Origin of the sequence: Enterococcus sp. AZ080, assembly GCF_051714945.1 — a bacterium.
In the GTDB taxonomy this organism is placed as follows: Bacteria; Bacillota; Bacilli; order Lactobacillales; family Enterococcaceae; genus Enterococcus_B; species Enterococcus_B pernyi.
Window position 1 is genome coordinate 2,079,139 of the sequence record NZ_JBIOSV010000001.1, and the last position, 24,282, is coordinate 2,103,420.

Genomic DNA, 24,282 nt, shown 5'->3' on the forward strand with positions numbered 1-24,282 from the left:
CATGTTGTTTCGGCTAGACGGGCTTTCATTCATTTTATGCAAGGAACATCGATCTGCAGTTAACTTCTACGATACTCAAGCAGCTGTTTCAATTGCTCGATTTGTCGCTGCAATTCGCTCCCTTTTGTCGTATCACGATTTAATTTTCGTGGCAACTGTTGATCAATGACCTTTTTGACTTCTGCCAAGCCATTGGCTGTTTCAAATTGTTCCTCGATGCCTAAAAATGGGTAGTGGGTCACGATTTGAAAGCCATAAGAGTTACATAGCAACGAATACCCTGCAATACCCGTTGTTCGTTGATAGGCCTTTGATAAACCACCGTCAATCACGAAAACTGTTCCGTCCGCTTTGATTGGTGACTCCCCTTTTTTCACTTTGACTGGTGTATGTCCATTGATGATCACTGAACCATAGACAGGTACACCGAACTCACGCCTTACTTTTTGACTCAACCATTCTTTGTCTCGTAATCGATAGTAAGCATTGCTGACTTCCACATGCGTTTCTTTTTCTGCTAAATAATAACGCTCAAACGTAGCCATCTTACTTTTACCAAACAACGGCGAGTAAGGCCCACTCCATGCGTACCAAATCAAATCAGTCGCTAGGTCTTCTTTTTTCTTCAGTGATTTAGCACTTTCACGAATCTGTTCTTCAAAAAATGCCATCAATTGCTTCCCTTGATACGTCTCACTCCCAAGTTTAAAACTTAGAAACTCACCATGTTCATCTACCGGCATACAGCCATGAAACAAGATACTTTGGTTCGTGACAAGATACATCCTACCTTTTTCTAAAAGGAAATCCATATGTTTTTGCATTCGGAGTGAATGTTGAAAAGAATACAGCAACATATCGATCACTCGTCGTTCGTCTGCCGTTAAACGATCCGGTTCCTGCGCAGAAATCGTCTGGAAACATGGGTGATGGATCGTATACTTTTGACCATCCAGAAACAACTCATTTTTTTCATAATCGATATTCGCTAACATATCCCGATCCGCCATCTCAAATTCTGGTCGTCGTTTCAGTAAATGCGATTCTAGTTTGAATTGCATGATCGCAAGCGCTTGATGGATTTTCTCCATCTCTTCTCTCTCGCGTTCCGTTGCGTCTTGGCTATTCTTAGGTGTAAACAAAGGGTTTGTTTGATAAGTTTCTGTCGCAAACGAACAAAGGGAACGCAGATTCAACGCGTATTCTTTTTCCAACTCGAATAAATAATTATACCGCGCAGCGATACGCAATAAGGTCAACAAACAAGTTTCCGAGCCACAATATGCCCCCAGCCATAAAATATCATGGTTGCCCCATTGGATATCGATTGAATGGATCTCCATCAAGCGGTCCATCACTTTGGCGGCTTGTGTCCCCCGATCAAAGATGTCTCCGACCACGTGGACATGATCGATCACCATTCGTTGAATCGTCTGCGCTAACTTTTTTAAAAAGCGCTCTTCTTCATTCATCTCAAGCAACTGATCAACGATTTTACTCACATAAGATTTTTTCCCTTGCACACGATCATCGACATACAATAATTCCTCAATGATATAACTATATTCTTTAGGCAAGGCTTTTCTTACTTTTGATCTCGTATACTTAACAGAAGTGAATCGCAGTAACTCGATCAATTGATGGATCAACGTTGTTTTGTCTTGTTTTTTGTACCAGTCAGTCGCTAATGCGTATTCCGGATATGCAACAAAAATCGTTAATCGTTTCATCTCTTCTTCACTTAAACAATCTTGAAATAAATCTTTGATTTTCTCTCGTAGATTCCCTGAACCATTTCTCAATATATGATCAAATGCTGGAAACTCTCCATGGATATCACTTAAAAATAATTCGGTTCCTTTTGGTAGTTGTAGGATTGCTTCTAAGTTGATGATCTCCGTAATGACTTCTTCTTTTGTTGGGAATTTTTCTGACAATAATTCTAAATATTGATCCATCCAAACGCCTCCAAAATTGGTATACCTAAAATTATAGGACACACAATGGATATTTACAACAAAATTACTTTACTAAATAAAAAATAGGTACATATAAAATCGTGGATTTTTCAAATCAAACAAAAGCACTCTAGGTATACGTCTAAAAGCAACTCTTACGAAAATAAGCCGAGACACCCGAAAATTGTTCTTCACCTTTCGGGCGTCTCGGCTTATTTCTCATCATTGAATATTTCTGTTACAACTTCAACATTTATTTCTTTTTGCGTTCATTTCTCATGATTGAAATCGATTGTTTCAATGACGTCCAAATACCACCTTCACTGTAAACAAGCACGTTTGATTTGTACATATTTGCGGACATGAACATCAATACGAATGTGATGATCACTAGAACGATCAAAGAAATCAATACGCCACTTATTTCAACCGTTTCATTTGCCAAGCGGATCGGCATGATATATGAAGATAGGAATGGAATGTATGAAGTGATGCGGATCACGATATTATTCGGATCAGATGCACCAAGGATCAATCCTAGCATATAACCACCTAAAGAAAGGTACGTCACTGGTAAAATCGCTTTTGCTGTATCTTCGGCTTTGTTGACTAGTGAGCCACATAAGGCAGCTAACACGGCGTAGATCAAGATCCCAAAGAACATAAATAGTAAAGAGTACCATAAGAATGGCCCAAAAATACTATCCAAAGAAATCCCATCCAGTACACTTTTAACGATTTCCATATCTTTGAACTGGTTGAATCCTACTGCAAAGATGATACCGTATAAAGCCATTTGAGTGACTGCCACTAGCAGAACTCCTGTTAGTTTTCCATAAAAATGTTTTTGTGCAGTGGTACTAGACAAGATCACTTCCATGATTCTTGTCCCTTTTTCTGAAGCAATCTCTTGCGCGATGATCTGTGCATACGTCAAGATGATGATGAATAGAATGATCGTTGCGACATAACTGACTGCATATTGAACAGCTGAGTTATCTTCTCCTATCGTCATTTCACCATTGGCGTCAAAACTGACTTTTTGTCGTGAAAATCCAGCCGGTTGACTTAATGCAGCCACTTCTTCAGGAGAGATCCCTAAGCTACTTGCCCGCATCATTGACTGTAAACCAGTCAACTGCTGTTGGATCAACAGTTGTGTTGCTTGGCCTAATGAGTTTTCACTAAATAATTCTCCGGATACTTCTCCATTATCTGTCGTGACTACCATGTACGCATCGATCTTTTCGTCAGATAACTTACTTTTGGCTTCATCCTCCGATGAAAAAGCTTCAAAGTGGAAATCCCCCATATCGGATTGACTCAAATAATCAGTGATTTGTTGGTCTTCAGCAATCACACCGATTTTATCTGTTTCACTGTTTTGTTGAGCAAAATTACCTGCTAAGTAAATCACACCCATCAAAACAAACGGGACTAATATCATAATAATAAAAGAAATCGATTTGACATTTTTCAAATAGACATCTTTTGTGATGATCCAAAATTTACCCATGTAGTTCACCTGCTTTCATCTTGAAGATTTCTTCTAAAGTAGGCGGTTGTTGATTGAACATTGGAATATAGCCAAATTGTGTCGCACGGGTAAAAATTTCTTTCCCTACATCTGGATGATCCAACGTGATTTCCAACGATTGATCCTCACGAAGAACCACTTTTTGGACCCCAGCGATTTCCTCTACTTCTTGTTGTGACAATCCAGACTCCAAAAATAGCTTTGTTCTGCCAAATGCTTCTCGAATCTCGTGGACTTTCCCATCTAGTACCATCTCCCCATTTCGAAGCATGATCAAGTGGTCACAAATCTTTTCAACATTATCCATATTGTGACTAGAAAAAATGACACAAGAGCCATTTTTCTTCAATTCGATGATCCCGTCTTTAAGTAGCTCAGCATTCACTGGGTCCAACCCACTAAAAGGTTCATCTAAAATAATCAACTTGGGTTCGTGGATCAGTGTTGCAATCAGTTGTACCTTTTGTTGATTTCCTTTTGATAAGGACTTAACTTTATCTGTTTTTTTCCCTTTTACTTGAAATTTCTCCATCCAAAAATCGATCTTAGGTTCAATTTCTTTTTTTGTTTTTCCCCGTAATGCGGCAAAATAGATCAACTGTTCTTGGATCGATACCTTGGGATAAAGCCCTCGTTCTTCAGGTAAATACCCAATGATGTCATAATCTTTTTCACTCAAATGATGGCCGTTCCATAGTACTTCTCCTTGATCTTGCGTCAAAAAATCTAAAATCAAACGAAAAGTCGTTGTTTTTCCTGCCCCGTTTTGCCCAATCAATCCCATGATTTTCCCATCAGGTATTTGAAAAGAAACATGATCAACAGCTGTATAACTGCCAAATGTCTTAACCAAATCCTTTACTTCTAGCATTTTCTCACTCCTTCATCCTAAATTCCTCTATCCTTTACTGTACGATATAAAATAACATATACATAAGAACTTATGTTATTGTTTTTTATTGTACATATGAAAATGATAGGACACTTTACAGGTTTTGTAAAGCGCCCTCAGTTCAATTTTTATGCAGTTTATCGAAAACATTTTGTGCGACATTTTTTGGTAGACCAATTTCTTGTAACTCCTCAATTGACGCAGCGGTGATGTTTTTTAACGATTTGAACTCTTTCAACAACATTTTTTTTCGTTTTGGCCCTAACCCTTCAATTTCATCTAAGCGCGATGCAAAACTATTTTTACTACGTAACTGACGATGAAACGTGATTGCAAAGCGATGGACTTCGTCTTGGATACGTTGCAGTAAAAAGAATTCTGGTGAATTTCGTTCAAGCGGAACCACTTCTAATTCATTCCCAAATAACAACTCATTGGTTTTATGCTTATCATTCTTAGCCATTCCAGCGACAGGGATATCGATTCCCAATTGATTCTCCAGTACATCCTTCGCTACATCGACTTGCCCTTTTCCCCCATCGATTAAAATCAGATCAGGCAAGGGCAGTTCTTCTCGTATCACACGTGCGTAGCGGCGGTAGATGACTTCTCGCATCGAAGCATAGTCGTCTGGTCCAACGACCGTTTTGATTTTGTATTTACGGTATTCTTTTTTTGCTGGTTTTCCATCGATGAATACCACCATCGCCGCTACTGGATCGGTTCCCATGATATTAGAGTTATCAAAAGACTCGATCCGAATGGGTGCTGGAATGTTCATCGCATTACCAAGGCGCTCGATCGCTCCGATCGTTCGTTCTTGTTTCCTCACGATCAAATCAAAGCGTTCGTTCAATGCCACCCTTGCATTTTTATTGGCTAGTTCGACTAATTTTTTCTTCTCACCACGTTTGGGCTGGATGACTTTTGTCGATAATAACGCCTCAACACTCGGTTGATCGATCGTATCAGGGATCACCACTTCTTTTGGAATGAAATGTTCATTTTCCTGATAAAACTGCCCGATGTATGTTAAGAAATCCTCTTCTGCTTCATTATAAAAAGGAATGATCGATACATCTCGTTCAATCAGCTTTCCTTGACGTACAAAGAATACTTGGACACACATCCAGCCTTTATCAATGGCATAACCAAACACATCTCGATCAATCAAATCAGTGTTTGTCATTTTTTGTCTTGTCATGATCGTTTCAATAGCTCTGATTTGATCACGATACTCTGCTGCTTTTTCAAATTCCATATTTTCTGCAGCCTTAGCCATTTTCTCTTTGATTTCAGCTTCGATCGTCTCATGACCACCATTCAAAAAGCGTTTGACTTCGTTCACGATACTTGTATATTCCGCTGGATCTACATCAAAATAGTAGGGACATAAGCATTGACCTAAATGGTAATAAAGACAAGGTTCTTTTGTCTGACTTGGTTTACACTTCCGTAATGGGAATAAACGATCTAAAATCTTTTTTGTTTCATTCGCAGCCCCAACATCCGGGTAAGGGCCAAAATAAAAGGCTTTGTCTTTTAATACTTTACGAGTGATCACCAAACGAGGATATTTTTCATTCGTGATTTTTAAGAAAGGATAAGTTTTATCATCCTTTAACATGATATTGTATTTTGGATCATTCTTTTTGATCAGATTGATTTCTAGCAGTAATGCTTCAATGTTGGATTCTGTCACAATGTACTCAAAGTCCTCGATCTCACTGACTAATCGCTCCGTTTTCGTGTTATGACTTCCAGTAAAATAGGAACGCACGCGATTTTTCAAGACTTTGGCTTTTCCCACATAAATGATCGTGCCGTTTTTGTCTTTCATCAAATAGCAGCCAGGCTGATCAGGAAGTAATGCAAGTTTATTTTTTATTCGTTCATTCATGGTGACTGCTCCTTTATATTTCTGATATCGCTATTATAACAGAGGTTGAGAGAGAAGTATCAAGCGAAGAGACATAAGAAAAATTTTGCGCAGTTTATTGTATAAATTTTTAAGTATCTTGTCTCCAAAAATAGATACTATTCTCTTCATCTATGACTTTTTTGTTCCACTTCTCTGTTCAGTTTCATGACTTGATTAGTCGCAAAAAAACCGAGACAGCAATCCATATGATTGTTGTCTCAGTCTGATGTGTTAGTTACTTAATCTTATAAGTGTTGGGCAATCATTTGACGTAATTGATCTTTTGATTGAACACCGATTGCTTTTTCTACTACTTCGCCGTCTTTTTTCAAAAGTAATGTTGGAATACTCATGATCCCAAATTGTTGTGGTGTTTCAGGATTTTCATCAACATCCATCTTCACGATTCTGAATTCGTCTTCGTCATATTCTTCTTCTAACTGGTCTAAAATTGGCGCTTGCATTCGACAAGGTCCACACCAAGTTGCCCAAAAGTCGATTAAAACTAACCCTTTATCTGTTTCTTCGTTGAATGTTGCATCTGTAATTACTTGAGCCATATCAAAGACCTCCATTTATTAGTCTATTCTAAGTATAGCACTATTGGTACCTAGATTCGAGCTATTTGCTTACCTTTAGTAAGCTTTATTTAAATTTAACAATTGTCGCACCATTGCCCCCTTGATTTCCAGGAGCAAAATCGAAGCTCTTGACGCTACGATGATTTTTTAAATAATCGGTGATCCCGGTTCTTAGTGCGCCTGTGCCTTTTCCATGAACGATCGTCACTTGAGGGTAGCCAGCCAAAATTGCCGCATCTAAATATAGATCGACTTCATTTAATGCTTCTTCATAACGTTTCCCTCGAAGATCAAGTTGATTGGAGACTGTCGAATGCGCATCTGAGCGAACCGTATGGATCACTCGTTGTTGTGGTTCTTTTTGGGGAGCGATCGGTGTCAATTCACTTTCCGAAACGTTCATCTTCAAGATACCGATCTCCACTTGCCATTGGTTGCCATTTTTGCGCAACAATGTTCCACGTTGCCCATAAGTCGTCACGAGTACTTCGTCACCTGGTTTCAATGTTTTCTGTTCTTTCGCTTTTTTCAAGACTTTATTTTTCTTTAATTGTTCTTCTTGATGCAAGTTAGCTAACTGTGATTTGGCATCGATCAATTGATGCTCTTTGACCGTACCTTGCCCCACTTGTTTTTGTAAATTGCGAATATCTGCGATGATTTTTTCTGCCTTTTCTTCTGCTTCAGAAACAAGTGCATTGGCTTTTTGTTTGGCTTTCGCCATTTCTTGTTCGCGCTCTTCAAAGAAGTAGCTATAAGCTTCTTTCAAATCATTGTACAGACGTTGCGCTTCATCGACATAATGACGCATCTCTAAATACTCTGTTTCTGCCATTTTTCGACGATTCTCTAAATCAGTGATCATTTCATTCAAGTCTTGACTTTCATCGTTCATCAATTGCTTGGCTTCATCAATGACTTGGTTGTCTAATCCTAAACGACTTGAAATCTCAAAGGCATTACTCCTACCTGGCACGCCGATCAACAAGCGGTATGTGGGGCTAAGGGTGTCAACGTTGAACTCCATGCTTGCATTGATGGTATTCGAACGATTGTAGCCGTACACTTTCAGTTCAGGATAATGTGTTGTTGCCATCACATAGGCAGATTTCTTTCCTAGATCATCTAAAATAGCAATTGCTAGCGCTGCTCCTTCTTGAGGATCAGTCCCTGCACCTAGTTCGTCAAATAAAACTAAGCTTTTTTCATTAACTTTGGAAAGGATATCCACGGTATTTGTCATATGTGAGGAGAAGGTCGATAAACTTTGCTCAATCGATTGTTCATCTCCGATATCAGCAAAAATATCTTCAAAGATCCCGATCTGACTTTCTTCATCCACCGGGATCGGTAACCCTGCTTGCCCCATCAATTGCAATAAGCCCAGTGTTTTCAACGTGATGGTTTTCCCACCAGTATTTGGTCCAGTAATGACGATCGCTTGATAGTTTTCCCCAATCGAAATATCATTTGGTACGACTTTTTCTTGATCGATCAATGGGTGTCTGGCTTGCTTCAAATCAACAATGTTTTCTATACTGATCGTCGGTACGATTGCCTTTAGTTCTTTCCCAAAGCGTGCTTTCGCATTCATCAAGTCCATTTTTCCAATGACATACGCATTGTGGATGATTTCTTGGCGATGAGGAGCCAACTCCGCCGACAACTCACTTAGAATACGTTGGATCTCATTGCGTTCGGCAATTTGATATTGACGCAAGCGATTGTTCAACTCCACGACTTGTTTTGGTTCAACGAATAGTGTTTGTCCCGAAGAACTTTGATCATGGACGACTCCGCCAAACACACCACGATATTCTTGTTTTACTGGAATAACATAGCGGTCGTTTCTCATCGTAATGATGGCATCGCTTAGGTATTTGGCATTTTTCCCACGAACGATCCCATCTAATTGTTCTCTGACTGCTTGTTCGCTTCTACGGATATTATGGCGGATCGTCTTCAACTCTGGAGAGGCATCATCCGTCACTCGTCCATCATCATCGATTGCTTCTTTCAAACGACGGCTCAAGGATGGGATAGCGACTAATTGATCTGTCCAAAAATAAAGACGCGCAAACTCAATCTCGCTATCTGCTAAATCATCAATAAAACGTCGCAACTCACTAGTAGTAGATAAGACACGAGAAACTTGTGCTAACTCGACCCCATTAAGATCCGCACCGATTTGGATCCGTTTCATATGTGGGCGGATATTCTCTATTTTGGGGATTGGGATGCCGCCACGCAATCGTTGGGCTTTTAGTCCATCTTCCGTTTCTTCCAACCAATATCTGATTGTCTCTGCTTCATTCACTGGCACAAGCTGGGCTAATTCTTCTTGCCCTTGTGCTGTGATCACAAACTGTCGTACTTGTTGTTTTACTTTTTCAAACTCTAATGTTTCTAGAATGCGTTTGTTCATTTTTTTCACCTTACTTTCACTAAAAAAGAGGCCGATAGATGGCTAAGCAGTCTTCAAGACTAACCAACATCTTCATAGCCTCTGTCATTGACAAAAAATCATCTCTTACTTAGTTAATCACTTGTGTCACCCATAGATCATATATTTTATTTGCTAAAATAGGTGTTCGTTCAACCATAAATGTTGCAAGATTATTGCCACTAAATTGGTTTTGGATAAATCCTACCGGAATAAATGTTAGTAAACGTAAAACTAGAACCAACGAAATATAGGTGATGATCACGGATAAAACCCCTCCAGCCACCCAGTCTAATTGCTTTAGTACAGGAATAAATGTCAACCCATGAGCGAATACCCCAATGAATCGTGTGACTAGCCAACCAACAAATAAAATGATCAAGAAAGCCACCCCTGCATAAAATGCTTCATCTAGTTTAAATGAAAAAGCTTGATCAAAAAAAACTAAGTTAGAATTGGCGGTTACCGCAGGATAAGGAATATATAATTGCAGATGATTGGCTAATGTTTTGTAATAGGTTTGTGCTGCTAGAAATGAGACAAAATAGCCAACCAGATAAATTCCCTGTAGCGCAAAACCACGACTGGCTCCAGAAAAAAATGCAATCAGCAAAATAAATAAAATCAAAAGACTAAGCATACATTCTTCCTTTCTCTTCTATAATAATATCAATTCGAAGATCTTTGTTTGATTTGACCTTTTCGTTTTTCATTTAGAATCTGTTGTGCTTCCACATGATTCTTGATTTCATGGTCACTTCCATTTTCTTTCAATACTGCTCGTGCTTCATTTTCAATTGCTTCGATTCGTTTGATCCGATTTTCCATTTCTGTGAATCTCACCATTTTTTGTTTCAGTTCTGTGACTTCTTTTATTAAATTCAAATTTTTTTCCTGTCTTTTCAATTGATCGGAAAATGCATTGACTGCTAATAAAATAGCTGCTTGTTCATTGTCTAATTGAGGGGACAATTCTTTCAGTTCAGCTAATTGTTCATTGATTAATTTTGTGACCATATCCATATGCTGTTTTGATTCTTGCCCGATAATAGTATACGTTTGGTCCGCAATCACCGCTTTATAGCGTGTTTTTTCATGTGCCATATGAATCTGTCTCCTCCTATTGCCAAAAATATTAACTAGTGTACCATATAGTTAAGCAATTAACCGTACACGAAAAACTTCATTATAAATACTTTACTATTATATGATAAACTTTGCAAAAATGCTATGTGTGCATTGATTTCAAATCAGCTAGATCTAGTCAAATACAACTTTTCTTACGACTGGATCGCAATAGGAGGAAAACATGAGTAACATTATCTTAAAGGTAACAACAAATCAATTGAACATGATGAAAGAGGCATATCGCCCATTTTTAGTACAAAAGCCGATTCCATATACGCATTTTTCCGCTAAAAAAAATGGCACAACGATCACTGCCTATACTTCTGGAAAAGTGATGTTTCAAGGTACCGGCGCTGAACAAGAAGCAGCGAAATGGGGAAACCCACTTACAGCAAAAAAATCGACACAAACTAATTCTTCTTCCTTACCCAAAGATCTACAAACACTATCTGTTTTAGGGAGTGACGAAGTCGGCAACGGTAGTTACTTTGGCCCACTGACTGTTTGTGCTGCCTATGTCGATCAAATACAATTGAAAGAATTACGCACGTTAGGCGTCAAAGATTCAAAAGAATTAAAAGATGGACAAATCATTCAATTAGCCAAAGTATTAAAGGAAACGATCCCATATCAATTACTGGTTCTGCCACCAAAAAAATACAATGAGATCCAACCTATGTATAATGCAGTGAGAATGAAGGTCGCTTTACACAATCAAGCTATCCATTTATTGTTACAAAAAATAGCACCAGTCAAGCCGGATGCTATTTTGATCGACCAGTTCACACCGGAAGCCAACTTTAAAAAATACGCTCGTTTAGAAAAAAATCAACTCACCGAAAAACTCTACTTTGTGACAAAAGGTGAACAATATCATTTAGCTGTTGCTGCCGCTTCGATCATTAGTCGCGCAAGCTTTTTAGAAGAGTTGGACAAAGAATCTGCTGAACTTGGTCTCACGCTTCCTTCTGGTGCAGGTACAAAATCCGACCAAGTCGCTGCAACGATTTTAAAAAAAGGTGGCGAAGCCTTGTTAGCAAACTATGCAAAATTGCATTTTGCGAACACAGAAAAAGCCAAAAAAATAGTCAACTAACTATCCGTTTTAGCTTGTTCCGCTTTTCTTTAAGTTCGATTTAAGTTTTGTTGTTTATCCTCATGTTCAAGAGGTGAAAACGATGAAAAAAATGCGAATTATTATTTTTATATGTCTGATCGGGATCATTGCTCTTTTCAAATTTGGTCTTAGCAATCAAGAAACAGATGCGAGACAACAGACAAGCAATAGTGTCTCTAGCATCATACAATCAACTGATTCTTCTTCAGAGGCCCTCATAAAAATCGGAAAAGAAGATGCTACATTGTATGCAGACTCGTCATTAAGTGAACCGCTAATTTCCGTCAATGCTGGTGAACTGGCCACGCTTCTTTCAACTACAGACAACGCCTACAAAATTACCACGAATGATGGTGAAACTGGCTATTTATCACTTACGGATGGCTCATCACTGACTCGCTCGACACAAGAGCTACCGAGTGACCTATCAGAAGCGGTGATCGTACTAGATCCTGGACACGGAGGCGACGATACAGGCGCGCTTAGCATAGATGGACATATAGAAGAAAAGACAGTGACACTCGCTGTTGCAAAACAGTTACAAACGAGTTTAGAAGCCGCTGGCGCAACGGTTTATTTGACACATGAAACAGATGACTACATTTCATTAGATGACATTTGTGCATTTAGCGAAGAAAAATCAGCTGACCTTTTTATCAGCTTACATGCTGATTCGACTGAATCAGCCAATGAAGCAGCTGGTACAACCACTTATTATTATTACAATAGTGAGCAACGTCTAGCGGAAACTGTTTCTGATGAACTGGCGGATCTGCTCATTACATCTCGTGGAACTGCTACAGGGAACTATCAGGTGTTAAGAGAAAACCTTCAGCCATCCCTCTTGATCGAAATGGGCTATATGAACAATGACGAAGATTTAGCTACATTGACTACTGTTAACTATCAACAACAGTTGGCGCAATCGATCACACAAGCGCTACTCACTTATTTCAATCAGTAATTTTTTTCTAAACGCAAGAACCTCGTTAGGTATTGATGTTTCATCAAGACCAACAAGGTTCTTCCATTTCATCAGCAACCAGTTGTCAGTACATGGTCACCGCTGAATCTGTTTATATTAAAACGATCTAATTGATCAATTCCCATGGTCCCCATTGTTGAGTACCAGGTTCATCGCCTTGTGTCCACCATTTCGCCCGATACGCATTTCCTAAATGAGTGACTCTATCACCCATAAGATAGACTGTTGAGGCATCCCATGCCGCATATCCAGGCACACTGTCTTCCAAGGTTCGAACGATCACTGGTTGACTAGCTGCCGAAACATTGTTTGAGGCATCGAATGCTTTTACAGTATACGTATACTGTGTATCAGGTGCTAATCCCGTATCTGTAAATGATGGCGTTCTTGGTTGCCCTACTAATTGACCATCACGGTAAACAAAGTAACCTGCTACTCGCTGATTATCGGTTGAAGCCGTCCAGTTCAACGTCACTTCTGTCGCATTGATCGTGGTTGCTGCCACATTTGTTGGAATTGACGGTGCCTCAACATCTGATGGGTCTGGCGCTTCTACACCAAAGATCACTTGGTGATTGATTTCAATACCGTCAGTCCCAATTCGTTGACTTAAAGTGATCGTGTCAATATGATCAACCGAAACCTGTGACGTATCAGATTGTAAACGGAAATCATAAGAAGCTCCTGGAGCAAGTTCTCTGCCATCATAAACGGTGGCTAGATCAACAGTTACCATGCCGTTCGTGGTAGTCACATCCCCTGCCTTGAAGTTACCAGAAGTTAACGTTTCATTACTATTCAACTCCAGCATAAGTTTAGGCAATTTGACTGTTTTCTGGGCAGCTTCCACAGCGCTTAGTACAGTAGACGTTTCTGTCAATGTTTCATTATTTGTCAAAGTGATTTCGTACCCGCTTACATTATTCTCTGTATAAGGCGTAATATCTACAGAGATATCTAACGGTGTGCTAACGATCTCGTGCTGTGGTAATGGCGTATTCCCAAATAATCCTTCTTTGATCGCATTCGTCAATTCATCACGTTTTGTACTTGTCGTTTCTTTGTCTTGTGATTGCATCCAAGAAATCACACCACCCAGTTCTTCTTCTTGCACATACTGGGTTTTGTAACCGATTGAACGTTCATTATCGAAACTGAAAAACTCGCCTGTTTCTGTACTGTACATATAAGGAGCCTTCGCTACATCATCCCAGTACTCAGTCAATCCACTCGTTGCACTGATCAAATCTGGAATATTTCGATATGGCCAGACACCTCCGGCTCTACCACCATCCCCAACGACTAATGGACTTTTATTTTTTGCACCGTATGTTGCCGTTAGGTCAGCATTTCGATTACTCTGTTCAGCCGTTTGGAACAATCCCGGCAGTAATGGATCATTGCCTTCTGCCACTTCATGCCAACCACGAGTATAAAAAGCTGCCCCAATCACGATTTTTTCAGCTGGCGCACCTTCATCCCTTAAAAACTGAACCGTTTGATCTACCGAAAGTCCTTGGTCATAATTAGGATCAGCAGGATTCCCATAAAGTGCTGTATGATGTCCACTGCGGTCACCCCAACCACCGTTCATATCATAGGTCATGATATTTGCAAAATCAACAACTTCAAATAAACCATCAATGTCTATCCCTGAAGATAATTTACTTTGAGATGCAGGCAGCGCAACTGATAATTCATAAGTTTTGCCTAGTTCTTCGCCTTGTTCATCAATCGATTCACGAATCTCATTTAGTAAAATGATGTAATTTTCTTTGTCTTCAGGTACTGCATTTGGCGTTCCTTCATCGTTAACATTGTCTACCAAGTCAGGTTGTCGAACATCTGCAGGATACTCCCAATCGACATCAACAAAATCCATATTCGTATATTTGATGAAGCGGGTAACGTTCTCCACTAGATTTTGTCGTTTCACTGGATCAGCCGCTACTTCAGAAAAATCACCTGATTTAGACCAGCCGCCCAAAGAGACACCAATTTTCATATTAGGATTTTTCCCACGTAGATCTTGGATCGCATTCAATATACCCGAACTTGCTGAATTCCATTGAACCCCTGTTTGTCCTACAGGCGCACCAACAGCAGCATCCGTATCTGTAAATTCTAAATCGCCATTACTATCAAAATCTAAAAAGGCAAAATTCAAATGAGTGATTTGATCAGCTGGAATATCTTTAGGATAGAAATTTCCTTCTCCACCCCAAATCGACCAATCGCCATAGTACATGACATTGCGATAAGGTGCGACCTGAGTTTCTCGCACCTCTTCAGCATGAACCTCTGGCGACTCATTAAATGCTGGTAAAGTCATTGCAACAATCGAAGAAAATAACAAAGCAACTAAACTAATACTCTTAATTCTTTTCATATCAATCTCATCTACTTTTTTTCTCAGTTTTTTTACGAAAAAACAAACGCGCCCAAATCACAGGTTAAAAGTTATTTTATAACTCCTTAAAAATTAGAAATCAGATAAATTTTAATTGTAAAAATCTTACAAATATGAATTTAACATTTATTTATTTTTAACGCAACTAATTGCAACCGATTACAATCGTCGTGTTTCAAGTTATTTTTAAACCATATTATTTTGTTTATTTTTTAACTAACATGTTTTTTTCAGTGAATTCGAGTAAATAAGATAAATAACAATGACAGAATAACATTATAAAAAAAGAACAAGGCAATCTGCCCTGTTCTTTTTTTATTTAAATTAACCAATTAGTTCCCATGGACCCCATTGTTCAGTTCCTGGCTCATCACCTTGTGTCCACCATTTCGCACGATAAGTATTTCCTTTATGAGTTACTACATCACCTAAATCATAGACTTTGTTCGCATCCCATTCGCCTTCAGCTGGCGGAGTTGTTTCTTCTAAAGTTGTGACAACTAATGCTTTGCTTTCTTCTGAAACATTTCCTGCTGCATCAAACGCTTTTACTGTATATGAGTATTCCGTATTCGCTGTTAACCCAGCATCAGCAAATGAAGTTGTTGCTGATTGACCCACTTGTTTGCCATCACGGAAAACATAGTATCCTGCTACTGCAACATTGTCAGTTGAACGAGTCCAAGACAATGATACATTTTTCTCACCGATCGTTGAAGCTTTCAAGTCTAATGGAATTGAAGGTGCTTCTGTATCTACTGGTGCTTTTTCTAACGTTTTAACAACTAATGCTTTACTGTCTTCTGAAACATTTCCGGCACGGTCAAATGCTTTTACTGTATATGAATATTCTGTATCTGCAGTTAAACCAGCGTCAGTAAATGAAGTTGTTGCTGATTGACCCACTTGTTTGCCATCACGGAAAACGTAGTATCCTGCGACCCCTTTGTCGTCAGTTGATTTTGTCCATGATAGAGAAACGTTTGTTTCACCGATTGTTGAAGCTGTTAGTTCTGTTGGTACTGAAGGTGCTTCTGTATCCGGTGTTCCTGGTTCAGTCGTTGAACCTTCACCAAAGATCACTTGTTTATTGATTTCAATACCTTCGTTACCAATTCTTTGGCTTAATGTGATTGAGTCGATATTGTCAACAGCGACATCTGCTTCAGCAGCATTTGAACTCAATCTGAACTCATAAGATGCACCTGGTGCGATTTCTTTGCCATCATATACAGAAGACAAATCAACGATTGCAGCGCCATCAACATTTGTTACAGTACCTGCTTTGTAATCACCAGCGCCAAGCTTTTCATTTGTCGCCATTGGAATCACTAATTTAGGTAATTTGATTGTTTCTTGTGAAAATTCAACTAATTTCAATACAGAAGAAGTTTCTTCCATTTTTTCATTGTTGGTAATTTTTACGTCGTAACCACTAACGCCATATTGTGTATAAGTTGAGATCTCAACATCCACATTCAATGGTGTGCTCTTGATTTCAAACTCTGGAAGTTTCTCACTACCTAACAATCCTTCTTTGATTGCATTGGTCAACTCATCACGTTTTGTTCCAGTTGTTTCTTTGTCTTGTGATTGTTGCCATGAAATGATTCCACCAAGTTGGTTTTCTTTTACATATTCAGCTTTATAAGTCACTGATTTTTCATTTTCGTAAGTAAAGAATTCACCAGTTGTTTCGCTGTACATAAATGGTGCTTTCGCTACGTCATCCCAATACTCTTTCAATCCAGATGTATTACCAAGTAACGTTTCAATATCTCGATATGGCCATACACCACTGGCACGTCCACCGTCACCTACTTTTAATGGATTTTTGTTTTTCGCTCCATAACTTGGTGTTTGATCGGCATCTTGACTTGATAATTCTGCTTTTTGGAATAATCCCGGTGCCTCTTCATTATCCCCTTTTGCCACTTCGTTCCATCCACGAGTATAGAATGCTGCTCCAATAACGATTTTTTCTGAAGCCGCACCTTTCTCACGTAGGTATTCTACTGTTTGATCTACTGAGAAGCCTTCATCATAATTAGGATCAGCTGGATTCCCGTAAAGTGCTGAATGGTGACCACTTGTATCTGACCATGCACCAGTTAAGTCATAAGTCATGATGTTTGCGAAATCGACAACATCAAATAGTCGTTTCACGTCGATACCTGAATCTAATTTACCTTGAGCTGCTGGCAATGCAACAGATAGTTCATATGTTTTTCCTAATTCTTCGCCTTGTTTATCAATTGTTTCGCGAATTTCATCTAATAATTTTATGTAATTTTCTTTATCTTCAGGTTTTGCATTTGGTGTTCCTTCGTCATTTACGTTATCCACTAGATCTGGTTGACGTACATCTGCCGGGAATTCCCAGTCAACATCGACAAAGTCCATATTTGTATATTTAATAAATTTTGCTACATTATCTACAAGGTTCTTACGTTTCGTAGGGTTTGCTGCTACTTCAGAGAAATCTCCTGATTTAGACCAACCACCTAATGAAACACCAATTTTCATGTTTGGATTTTTTCCACGTAAATCTTGAATCGCATTTAAGATACCAGAACTAGCAGAGTTCCATTGTACGCCCGGTAATCCTACAGGTGCGCCTGTCGCTGCGTCTGCATCAGTAAAGACTAGTTCGCCATTACTATCAAAATCTAAAAAGGCAAAATTCAAGTGAGTCAATTGATCTGCTGGGATATCTTTTGGATAAAAGTTACCTTCGCCGCCCCAAATCGACCAGTCACCATAATACATTACGTTTCTATAAGTTGCTTGTTGTTCTGTTTGTTGGATTTCTTCTGCATTGACGATAGACAATTCCCCAATTGTCGGAAGCGCCGTTGAGACAACAGAAGAAAATAACATCGCTGCCAACCCAATTTTTTTAATACTTTTCATTTTTAAATTCTCCCCTTTTTACACTATTCACTTTTCAAAAAACAATTATGTAACAAAATAAACACGAAAATATGTTATTCATCCCCCCTCTATTTCTCTAAAATAGTGAGTTAAACTCAGTGAAACTTTTGTTGCTAACAGAATATTATCACCTGAAAATGGCTTTTTCAACCGTTCTCCTAAAATTATTTAAAAAACAAATTAAATCACCTTGGTTATTTACCTGTTTTATAATCGTTATTATTAAAAATCTTTATATCACTTGCTTTTCACCTCTTTTTCTCAATTGCTAGAAAAATTAAATATCCCTCATTATTTTAATTAAAAAATAACAATTTGAGAAAATATAATAACAAAAAGGCGTAGAGGACAAGAAATTAAATTGATTTTTGTTTCTAATCTTAAAAATCAAATAAACGAAGTTCCAGAAGTAACTCCTTCATAAAAAGCCGAGAAACCAAAAATTTGAAAAACAATTTTTGGGTTTCTCGGCTTATTTCTCGGAGCTGGACACTTCTGTCCCCACCGCATTTAATCAGCTACGACACCATGAAGGTATAAATCGATCAGTCGTTCCACACTAAATGGGTTTTCAAGTGAATTAGAAGATTCGGTGATATATGGTGCTAACAGAAGAAAAAAGTGCTTTGCAGCAATTTCTGTCGTAACATGAGCGCGCATCAAAGATTGATTTGTCGAAAAAATCACTTCAAATGGTTCACGATAACTTTTTTTCCACAAGGTAAAAAGATGATTTCGTGTCTCGGCAGAAAGGTTTGATTTTAAATCATGGTGCATCATAAATAGGTCTAAAAGATGGGTATCGATCAGATACTTCGTCATTTTAGTCAAAGATTGTTTAAAATCAAGTTTGTTCTCTTCTAAGATTGCTCTTAAGTCTGTACCTACAGTACTCAAATGCTCTTCTAAGACTGCACAATATAACTTTTCTTTATCGCTAAAGTAATGATAAAGATTTGGTTGCGTGATTCCAGCATTTTTAGCAATCTCACGTGTTGAAGTTCCTTGATAACCTTTTGACATAAACAAACGATTGGCTTCTTTTAAAATTTTCTCTTGTGTATCCTTATTGTATCGATGGACCAACTTTTACACCCTCTGACTTATTTTTTTTCTCGAAAGACACCATCTTCTATCATAAATACTTTATCACATCTGTCAATAAGTCGGGTATCATGAGTGACCATTATGATTGCTTTATTTTTTTCCTTGGATTCTTTTGCTAAAATATCTACAACTTCTACTGCTTTTTCTGAATCCAAACTAGCTGTTGGCTCATCTGCCAAAATAATCGAAGGATCGTTATATAGCGCTCGAGCAATTGCCACTCTTTGTCGTTCACCACCCGAAAGATCTTCTGGATACTTATTAAGGAGTTTATCCACCCCAAGTTGTTGGAATAGTTCTTTTGCCTCCTCTTGTCGATTTTCATGCTTGATCTTATCGACCAGTACTAATTGTTTTTTGACGGTCAAAAATGGAACTAGATTGGAAGCTTGAAGAATAAATCCGATTTCCTTAAACCGTAATTTTACTCGTTTTTTCTCCGGTTGTTCACTGAAATCTTCTCCATTGATCTTGACGGTTCCTTTATTTGGTGTCTGTAAACCGCCTGCAATCGTTAAGAAGGTACTCTTTCCAGAACCAGATGGTCCAATGATTGCGACAAACTCCCCTTTATCGACACTGACATTTGTTTTTTTCAATGCTTGGATGGTTTGATCACCATCTTTAAAACTTTTTTCAACATCTATAAATTCAATTGCTTTCATTTCCCATTCTCCTTTCTATCCGATTGCTTTTAATGGATCAATTTTTACGATCGTTCTAACAGAGAAAAGTGCCCCTAAAATAGCAACGATCAACATCATTACACTAATCACGCCGAAAAACAACCAGTTACTTTGGAATGGTACAGCATCTGGTAGAACAAGTGAGGTAACGAACGTTCCAAACAATCCAAGAGCGACACCGAAAAATGAAAGTAAGAACGTTTGTGCAACTACTGAACGTGCAATAAATCCACCAGTAACGCCTTGGGCTTTAAGTACACCAAAAATATTGATTTTTTGCATGGTCAATACATAAATGAAAATGCCGATCACGATTGCTGCAATCACAATCAAAAAGCCGATCATGAAACCAAACGTCAATACTTGTGCATTGTACCCTGGTAGTTCATTGATAAATGTCGAAATACTGATTTTCTCTAGATCATCCGGTAAGCTATCCACATCTCCTCGCACGACCACTGCATTGATACGAGCATTATCAGTTGCATCTTGTTTCTCAAATCGTATCTCTTGGTACGCATTGATCGTTGTATAGACGACAGGAGAGACATTGAATTTGGCATTCTCAGTAAATCCAGTCAATTTAAATGTCTTGTCGCTTCCTGATAATTTGATCGTATCTCCAATGTCTAAGCCATATTCTTCTTTTAAACTAATATCACCGACTGCTTCATCATTTGACTGGAATTCTTCTCCTTCCACGATATTCGGCATGATGAATTGGTTTTGATCGATTCCAAAAAAACTAACATTGACTTTATCAGCATCTGGACGATCTGGACTCGTGACTACTCCAGGTGTTTGAGCTAAATAAGCGACTTGATCACCTTTCACTTCTTCTGCCATCTTTTTCGTGATCATCGACATCCCTAAGTTTGTATTGGCGTCTTTTGATAAAACAATGGTATCTGCCTCCCATTTATCTACAGCAGTTCGATTGTCTTGTGCCAACCCATAGGCTAATCCTGTCAAAAAAAAGACAAGGTACGCAATTAGAAACATGACGCCTGTCACTAAGGCATAGCGTAATTTTGAATGAATGATTTCATTTAATGCTAAAAACATAAAATTCCCCCTAAAAATTTATCAACTGATAAATATATCTTATCACTTGATAAATTTTTAGAGGAATAATCTGCTCAGAATAATCAATAAAAGAAAAAACAATTGAGTTGATCATATTCAATAAGGAATATGTCAGTCGTTTATTTCTAAGTTTCATCAAAAAATTGAGGTTAAAATCCCGATTCTTTTAGCTTTGGCAATAGATATTCTTTCGCTTGTAAGATCTGACTTTCATAATCCTTATCCTGACCACTCCACATTTCAATCAAGAATGGCCCTTCGTAATTTACACGTTTCAATGTTTTAAATAAGCCAGAAAAATCCACACAACCTTGACCAAACGGAACGTCTCTGAACTTACCCTTACTACTAACTGTTACTGGTTGCGTATCTTTTAGGTGGATCGAAGTAATATATTCGATGCCTTGTTCAAGTTCAATCGCCACATTATTTTCTGGCCACGCTGATAGATTTCCTAAGTCAGGATACACTTGTAAATAAGGAGAAGGGAGTTGTTTTTTTATCTCTATGAATTTACGAATGGAATTCATAAATGGGTCATCCATGACTTCAATCGACAAGATTATCCCAAACTGTGCTGCCTCTTTGATACTGGCACGCAATCCTCTGATAAACGCTTCTCTTGTCTCTATTGATTTTTTTTCATAGTATACATCGTATCCCGCCACTTGTATGATCCTGATACCTAACCGATACGCAAGCTGTATCGCCTTTTTCATCATAGATAAGGCTTTTTCTTGTTTTTTGACATCTACTGAGCCGAATGGAAAACGGCGATGCCCACTTAAACAAAGCGAATGGATAGCAATCCCTGAAACCGCTATCGCTTCTTTTAACTCAGCGATTTGTTCATTCGTCCAATCTAAACGAGCCAATCGTTCCTCGCTTTCGTCAATCGATATTTCCAGAAAATCAAACCCCAATTCTTTTACTGCATCTAACCGCTCTTGCCACGACCATCCGCTAGGCAGTGCCTTTTCATAAAGTCCGATTCTCATCATCTCATTCTCCCCACAGTCGCTTGATCTCCTTTTGGAATGCTTGGGCTTGTATGATAGGATCTGCACACGCCGTCAATCCTCGACCGACAATAAAATGAAAGATCGGCATCCCTTGGAAAAAGGCTAACGTTGAAATTGACAGCCCACCAGTTACTGAGACTTGAAAACCTAAATCGATCAATTGTTGGACGAGATTCAGATCCTTTTCTCCCCAAACTTCTCCAGCTAACAAGGCATCCCTACTTTGATGATAGACGACCTGAGAAATCCCAATTTCTCGCCATTTTTTTGCTTGTTCCATCGTCCATTCTCCGTATAGTTCTACTTGAAGTGCTTTGACTTTCTTTTGTGCGGCTTGCATGGTAGCTAGAGAGGCACAGCAGATCACTGTCATGAAATCTGCCCCAGCCTGCGCTACATTACCAGCCACAGTTTCTCCTGCGTCGGCACATTTTGTATCCGCAACGATCGTTTTTTCTGGAAACATTTTTCTCATACATTCGATTGGTTTGCTTCCTTCTTGAAGACAAAGAATGGTGCCTACTTCAATCACATCGACGATTTCTCCAATTTTTTTCACATCTGCCAATGCAGACGCTAACGTGTTATGATCCAGTGCAATTTGTAATTTTGGTCGTTTCATCTAATTCTCCTTTGATTTCAATTCTTTGTACATTGTTGTTTCTTTGAATTTCTCACAGATCTCAGTAGGTGACATCACATTTTTGATCCCCACGACCGTCACACCTCGCTCAATTGCTTGCATGAACATCGGCATAAAATTGAGTGGCGTAAAGACGACATCATATTGACTTGCCGAACTTTTACCTTCAGAGATCGGGCAATGATGGATTTTACTCACTGTAATATTTAATTCTCTCATTGCCTTTTCTACACTACGCATCATCATTAAACTTGTACCAGAACCATTGGCACACGAAACTAAAATTCTCATTTACTTTCCCTCCTATTAATTACTGTCTCCAAACTTTTCTTTATATTTTTGATAATCCTCCACAATCAAAAAATATCCTTCTGGATTTTTTCGATATTGTAGTTGCGGAATTAGCAACAAACCGACGACCACTAGTGCAACACCTGCATAACCAAAAAATTTCATCAAAACAGTAAAGACTGGCCAAGCAGTCGCCCAATCAAACATACCAATGTACCCTCCGTAACTAGATAACCCGATCCATGTCGCAAAGAGTGCAGAACCACCGACTTGGATCAGCCCAGATAAGAAAGGGAACAAACATGCTGCCTTGAACCCACCCCGATTATTAGAGAACACAGCGATGACCGCATTATCAAAAAATAGTGGGATAAATCCAGCGATCACGATCGTTGGTGATCGGAAGACGATCAATAAGATGATCATCAAGAATTGTCCTAATGCACCAAATAAAAACCCGATCGTGACTGCATTTGGTGATCCAAAGCCAAAAGTTGCAGCCACATCGATCCCTGGCACAGCTCCTGGTAAAATAGTATTTGAGATTCCTTGGAAAGATTGTGTCAACTCATCCACAAAGGTCCGGACACCAAGCTGTAAAATGGCTAAATACACAGCAAAGTTCAAAGAAGTGGTCAGTACGTAGAATAGAAAACTTTGTCCTGCCACCATAAATTCTGCCTCAATCAAGTACTCCTGTCCTAATACTAATAAGATGATGCCAAAGAAGAACAGCATCAATAAAGAAGTCGCCACCATGTTTTCGTTGAAAATGGATAAGAAACCCGGAAGCTCCATATCTTCAAGCTTTTTATCGGCTTTTCTATTCCCATTTTTTTTACGACTACTCTTTTGCCACCACTTCGCTAAGGTAGAAAATAGGTACACCCCAAACATCTGTTGGTGCGCAATCGCAAAACCAGCTCCGTCTGTCAATTCTTGTGTCACACCAACAGTTAAATTAGAAGCAACTGCCCAGTAACACCCTAAAATGATCCCCATAAATACTAATACTTCTACTCTTCCTAATTCAGGAAAACAGAAAAGTAAGATCCAAAAAGCTGTAGCTGCTTGCTGGATCTGGACATTTCCTGTCGTAAAAACAGCTCGCAACTTCGTATATTTTTGGAAACGAACTAACAGGATATTCAATATAAATGCAATCAATAATAAAATCATCACATCACTGAACGTTCGTCCAAAAGTATCCATCAATCCTGCATCTACAGCATTTTGACCAAAATAGGGATCAGTCACCATCGCCTCAAGATCAAAACGATCCTTTAAACCAACTAAGATCGGTCGGAAATTGTTTACTAATCCACCTGAACCAACAACTAAAATCAGATAACCTACAGTGGCTTTCAAAAATCCAGCTATACATTCGTATAATGGTCGGCCAAGAAGTATATACCCTAATAAAACGATCGAACCGATCAAATAAGCCGGCTGCGTTAAAATATTTGTCGCAAAATACGTCCATATCTCCATCAAGATAGCTCCCATATTTTTCCGTTACCAAAAACCAGAACAACTCCTCA

At 38.7% G+C, this 24,282-nt stretch carries 19 protein-coding genes; 2 read left to right on the forward strand and 17 right to left on the reverse strand.

All coding sequences use genetic code 11. The features are described 5' to 3' along the window. Nucleotides 1–59: 59 nt before the first annotated feature. The 8 genes from IGK01_RS09795 to zapA all read right to left on the reverse strand — a co-directional run bounded on the left by IGK01_RS09795 (nt 60) and on the right by zapA (nt 10,436). On the reverse strand, nt 60–1,958 hold the full coding sequence (locus IGK01_RS09795) for a fructose-bisphosphatase class III (RefSeq protein WP_062804874.1): 1,899 nt from the start codon (nt 1,956–1,958) through the stop codon (nt 60–62). A 253-nt stretch (nt 1,959–2,211) separates the two neighbouring features. Next, entirely contained in the window at nt 2,212–3,474 is a 1,263-nt protein-coding gene (locus tag IGK01_RS09800; protein ID WP_010734838.1) for an ABC transporter permease, read from the reverse strand. Further along, nucleotides 3,467–4,366 carry an ABC transporter ATP-binding protein gene (locus IGK01_RS09805; protein ID WP_010734837.1) on the reverse strand — a complete coding sequence of 300 codons (900 nt, stop codon included), beginning with the start codon at nt 4,364–4,366 and terminating at the stop codon, nt 3,467–3,469. The genes IGK01_RS09800 and IGK01_RS09805 overlap by 8 nt, the downstream gene beginning before the upstream one ends. Nucleotides 4,367–4,508: 142 nt before the next feature. Further along, on the reverse strand, nt 4,509–6,287 hold the full coding sequence (uvrC, locus tag IGK01_RS09810; RefSeq protein WP_023520060.1) for an excinuclease ABC subunit UvrC: 1,779 nt from the start codon (nt 6,285–6,287) through the stop codon (nt 4,509–4,511). Nucleotides 6,288–6,553: 266 nt separating this feature from the next. Further along, the gene (gene trxA / locus IGK01_RS09815; RefSeq protein WP_010734835.1) at nt 6,554–6,868 is read right to left on the reverse strand and encodes a thioredoxin; all 315 of its coding nucleotides are present in this window, start codon (nt 6,866–6,868) and stop codon (nt 6,554–6,556) included. Between the two features lie 85 nt (nt 6,869–6,953). Then, nucleotides 6,954–9,314: an endonuclease MutS2 gene (locus IGK01_RS09820; RefSeq protein WP_023520061.1), complete on the reverse strand. Its 2,361-nt coding sequence runs from the start codon at nt 9,312–9,314 to the stop codon at nt 6,954–6,956. Between the two features lie 109 nt (nt 9,315–9,423). After that, the gene (locus IGK01_RS09825) at nt 9,424–9,972 is read right to left on the reverse strand and encodes a CvpA family protein (RefSeq protein WP_010734833.1); all 549 of its coding nucleotides are present in this window, start codon (nt 9,970–9,972) and stop codon (nt 9,424–9,426) included. 29 nt (nt 9,973–10,001) lie between these two features. Then, on the reverse strand, nt 10,002–10,436 hold the full coding sequence (zapA, locus tag IGK01_RS09830) for a cell division protein ZapA (RefSeq protein ID WP_010734832.1): 435 nt from the start codon (nt 10,434–10,436) through the stop codon (nt 10,002–10,004). 205 nt (nt 10,437–10,641) lie between these two features. Here zapA and rnhC point away from each other — a divergent pair, with 205 nt between their 5' ends. Continuing rightward, on the forward strand, nt 10,642–11,556 hold the full coding sequence (gene rnhC, locus IGK01_RS09835; protein WP_438748393.1) for a ribonuclease HIII: 915 nt from the start codon (nt 10,642–10,644) through the stop codon (nt 11,554–11,556). Between the two features lie 82 nt (nt 11,557–11,638). Beyond that, nucleotides 11,639–12,541: an N-acetylmuramoyl-L-alanine amidase family protein gene (locus IGK01_RS09840; protein WP_438840706.1), complete on the forward strand. Its 903-nt coding sequence runs from the start codon at nt 11,639–11,641 to the stop codon at nt 12,539–12,541. Nucleotides 12,542–12,668: 127 nt separating this feature from the next. Here the strand turns inward: IGK01_RS09840 and IGK01_RS09845 are convergent, their stop codons facing one another. From IGK01_RS09845 to IGK01_RS09885, 9 genes are all read right to left on the reverse strand, one after another. Beyond that, nucleotides 12,669–14,951 (reverse strand): glycosyl hydrolase family 18 protein, encoded by a 2,283-nt coding sequence (locus IGK01_RS09845; RefSeq protein WP_194179468.1) that lies wholly within the window; start codon nt 14,949–14,951, stop codon nt 12,669–12,671. A gap of 345 nt (nt 14,952–15,296) precedes the next feature. Then, nucleotides 15,297–17,885: a glycosyl hydrolase family 18 protein gene (locus IGK01_RS09850; RefSeq protein WP_194179469.1), complete on the reverse strand. Its 2,589-nt coding sequence runs from the start codon at nt 17,883–17,885 to the stop codon at nt 15,297–15,299. Between the two features lie 531 nt (nt 17,886–18,416). Continuing rightward, nucleotides 18,417–18,992: a TetR/AcrR family transcriptional regulator gene (locus IGK01_RS09855; RefSeq protein ID WP_010734827.1), complete on the reverse strand. Its 576-nt coding sequence runs from the start codon at nt 18,990–18,992 to the stop codon at nt 18,417–18,419. Nucleotides 18,993–19,009: 17 nt separating this feature from the next. Next, entirely contained in the window at nt 19,010–19,678 is a 669-nt protein-coding gene (locus IGK01_RS09860) for an ABC transporter ATP-binding protein (protein WP_019722442.1), read from the reverse strand. A 15-nt stretch (nt 19,679–19,693) separates the two neighbouring features. Next, nucleotides 19,694–20,764 carry an ABC transporter permease gene (locus IGK01_RS09865; RefSeq protein WP_010734825.1) on the reverse strand — a complete coding sequence of 357 codons (1,071 nt, stop codon included), beginning with the start codon at nt 20,762–20,764 and terminating at the stop codon, nt 19,694–19,696. A gap of 170 nt (nt 20,765–20,934) precedes the next feature. Further along, the gene (locus tag IGK01_RS09870) at nt 20,935–21,786 is read right to left on the reverse strand and encodes an L-ribulose-5-phosphate 3-epimerase (RefSeq protein ID WP_041684260.1); all 852 of its coding nucleotides are present in this window, start codon (nt 21,784–21,786) and stop codon (nt 20,935–20,937) included. 1 nt (nt 21,787) lies between these two features. After that, nucleotides 21,788–22,429, reverse strand: coding sequence for a 3-keto-L-gulonate-6-phosphate decarboxylase UlaD (locus tag IGK01_RS09875; protein ID WP_438840707.1), 642 nt, complete (start codon nt 22,427–22,429; stop codon nt 21,788–21,790). Continuing rightward, complete coding sequence (locus tag IGK01_RS09880; protein ID WP_019722445.1) at nt 22,430–22,741, reverse strand: PTS sugar transporter subunit IIB; 312 nt, start codon at nt 22,739–22,741, stop codon at nt 22,430–22,432. Nucleotides 22,742–22,756: 15 nt separating this feature from the next. Continuing rightward, nucleotides 22,757–24,247, reverse strand: coding sequence for a PTS ascorbate transporter subunit IIC (locus tag IGK01_RS09885; RefSeq protein WP_375152421.1), 1,491 nt, complete (start codon nt 24,245–24,247; stop codon nt 22,757–22,759). Nucleotides 24,248–24,282 lie beyond the last annotated feature (35 nt).

Excerpts from the sequence above, each read along its gene's own strand:
- IGK01_RS09795 (WP_062804874.1), bottom strand. The coding sequence starts at position 1,958 with ATGGATCAATATTTAGAATTATTGTCAGAAAAATTCCCAACAAAAGAA.
- IGK01_RS09800 (WP_010734838.1), bottom strand. The coding sequence starts at position 3,474 with ATGGGTAAATTTTGGATCATCACAAAAGATGTCTATTTGAAAAATGTC.
- IGK01_RS09805 (WP_010734837.1), bottom strand. The coding sequence starts at position 4,366 with ATGCTAGAAGTAAAGGATTTGGTTAAGACATTTGGCAGTTATACAGCT.
- uvrC (WP_023520060.1), bottom strand. The coding sequence starts at position 6,287 with ATGAATGAACGAATAAAAAATAAACTTGCATTACTTCCTGATCAGCCT.
- trxA (WP_010734835.1), bottom strand. The coding sequence starts at position 6,868 with ATGGCTCAAGTAATTACAGATGCAACATTCAACGAAGAAACAGATAAA.
- IGK01_RS09820 (WP_023520061.1), bottom strand. The coding sequence starts at position 9,314 with ATGAACAAACGCATTCTAGAAACATTAGAGTTTGAAAAAGTAAAACAA.
- IGK01_RS09825 (WP_010734833.1), bottom strand. The coding sequence starts at position 9,972 with ATGCTTAGTCTTTTGATTTTATTTATTTTGCTGATTGCATTTTTTTCT.
- zapA (WP_010734832.1), bottom strand. The coding sequence starts at position 10,436 with ATGGCACATGAAAAAACACGCTATAAAGCGGTGATTGCGGACCAAACG.
- rnhC (WP_438748393.1), top strand. The coding sequence starts at position 10,642 with ATGAGTAACATTATCTTAAAGGTAACAACAAATCAATTGAACATGATG.
- IGK01_RS09840 (WP_438840706.1), top strand. The coding sequence starts at position 11,639 with ATGAAAAAAATGCGAATTATTATTTTTATATGTCTGATCGGGATCATT.
- IGK01_RS09845 (WP_194179468.1), bottom strand. The coding sequence starts at position 14,951 with ATGAAAAGAATTAAGAGTATTAGTTTAGTTGCTTTGTTATTTTCTTCG.
- IGK01_RS09850 (WP_194179469.1), bottom strand. The coding sequence starts at position 17,885 with ATGAAAAGTATTAAAAAAATTGGGTTGGCAGCGATGTTATTTTCTTCT.
- IGK01_RS09860 (WP_019722442.1), bottom strand. The coding sequence starts at position 19,678 with ATGAAAGCAATTGAATTTATAGATGTTGAAAAAAGTTTTAAAGATGGT.
- IGK01_RS09865 (WP_010734825.1), bottom strand. The coding sequence starts at position 20,764 with ATGTTTTTAGCATTAAATGAAATCATTCATTCAAAATTACGCTATGCC.
- IGK01_RS09870 (WP_041684260.1), bottom strand. The coding sequence starts at position 21,786 with ATGATGAGAATCGGACTTTATGAAAAGGCACTGCCTAGCGGATGGTCG.
- IGK01_RS09875 (WP_438840707.1), bottom strand. The coding sequence starts at position 22,429 with ATGAAACGACCAAAATTACAAATTGCACTGGATCATAACACGTTAGCG.
- IGK01_RS09880 (WP_019722445.1), bottom strand. The coding sequence starts at position 22,741 with ATGAGAATTTTAGTTTCGTGTGCCAATGGTTCTGGTACAAGTTTAATG.
- IGK01_RS09885 (WP_375152421.1), bottom strand. The coding sequence starts at position 24,247 with ATGGGAGCTATCTTGATGGAGATATGGACGTATTTTGCGACAAATATT.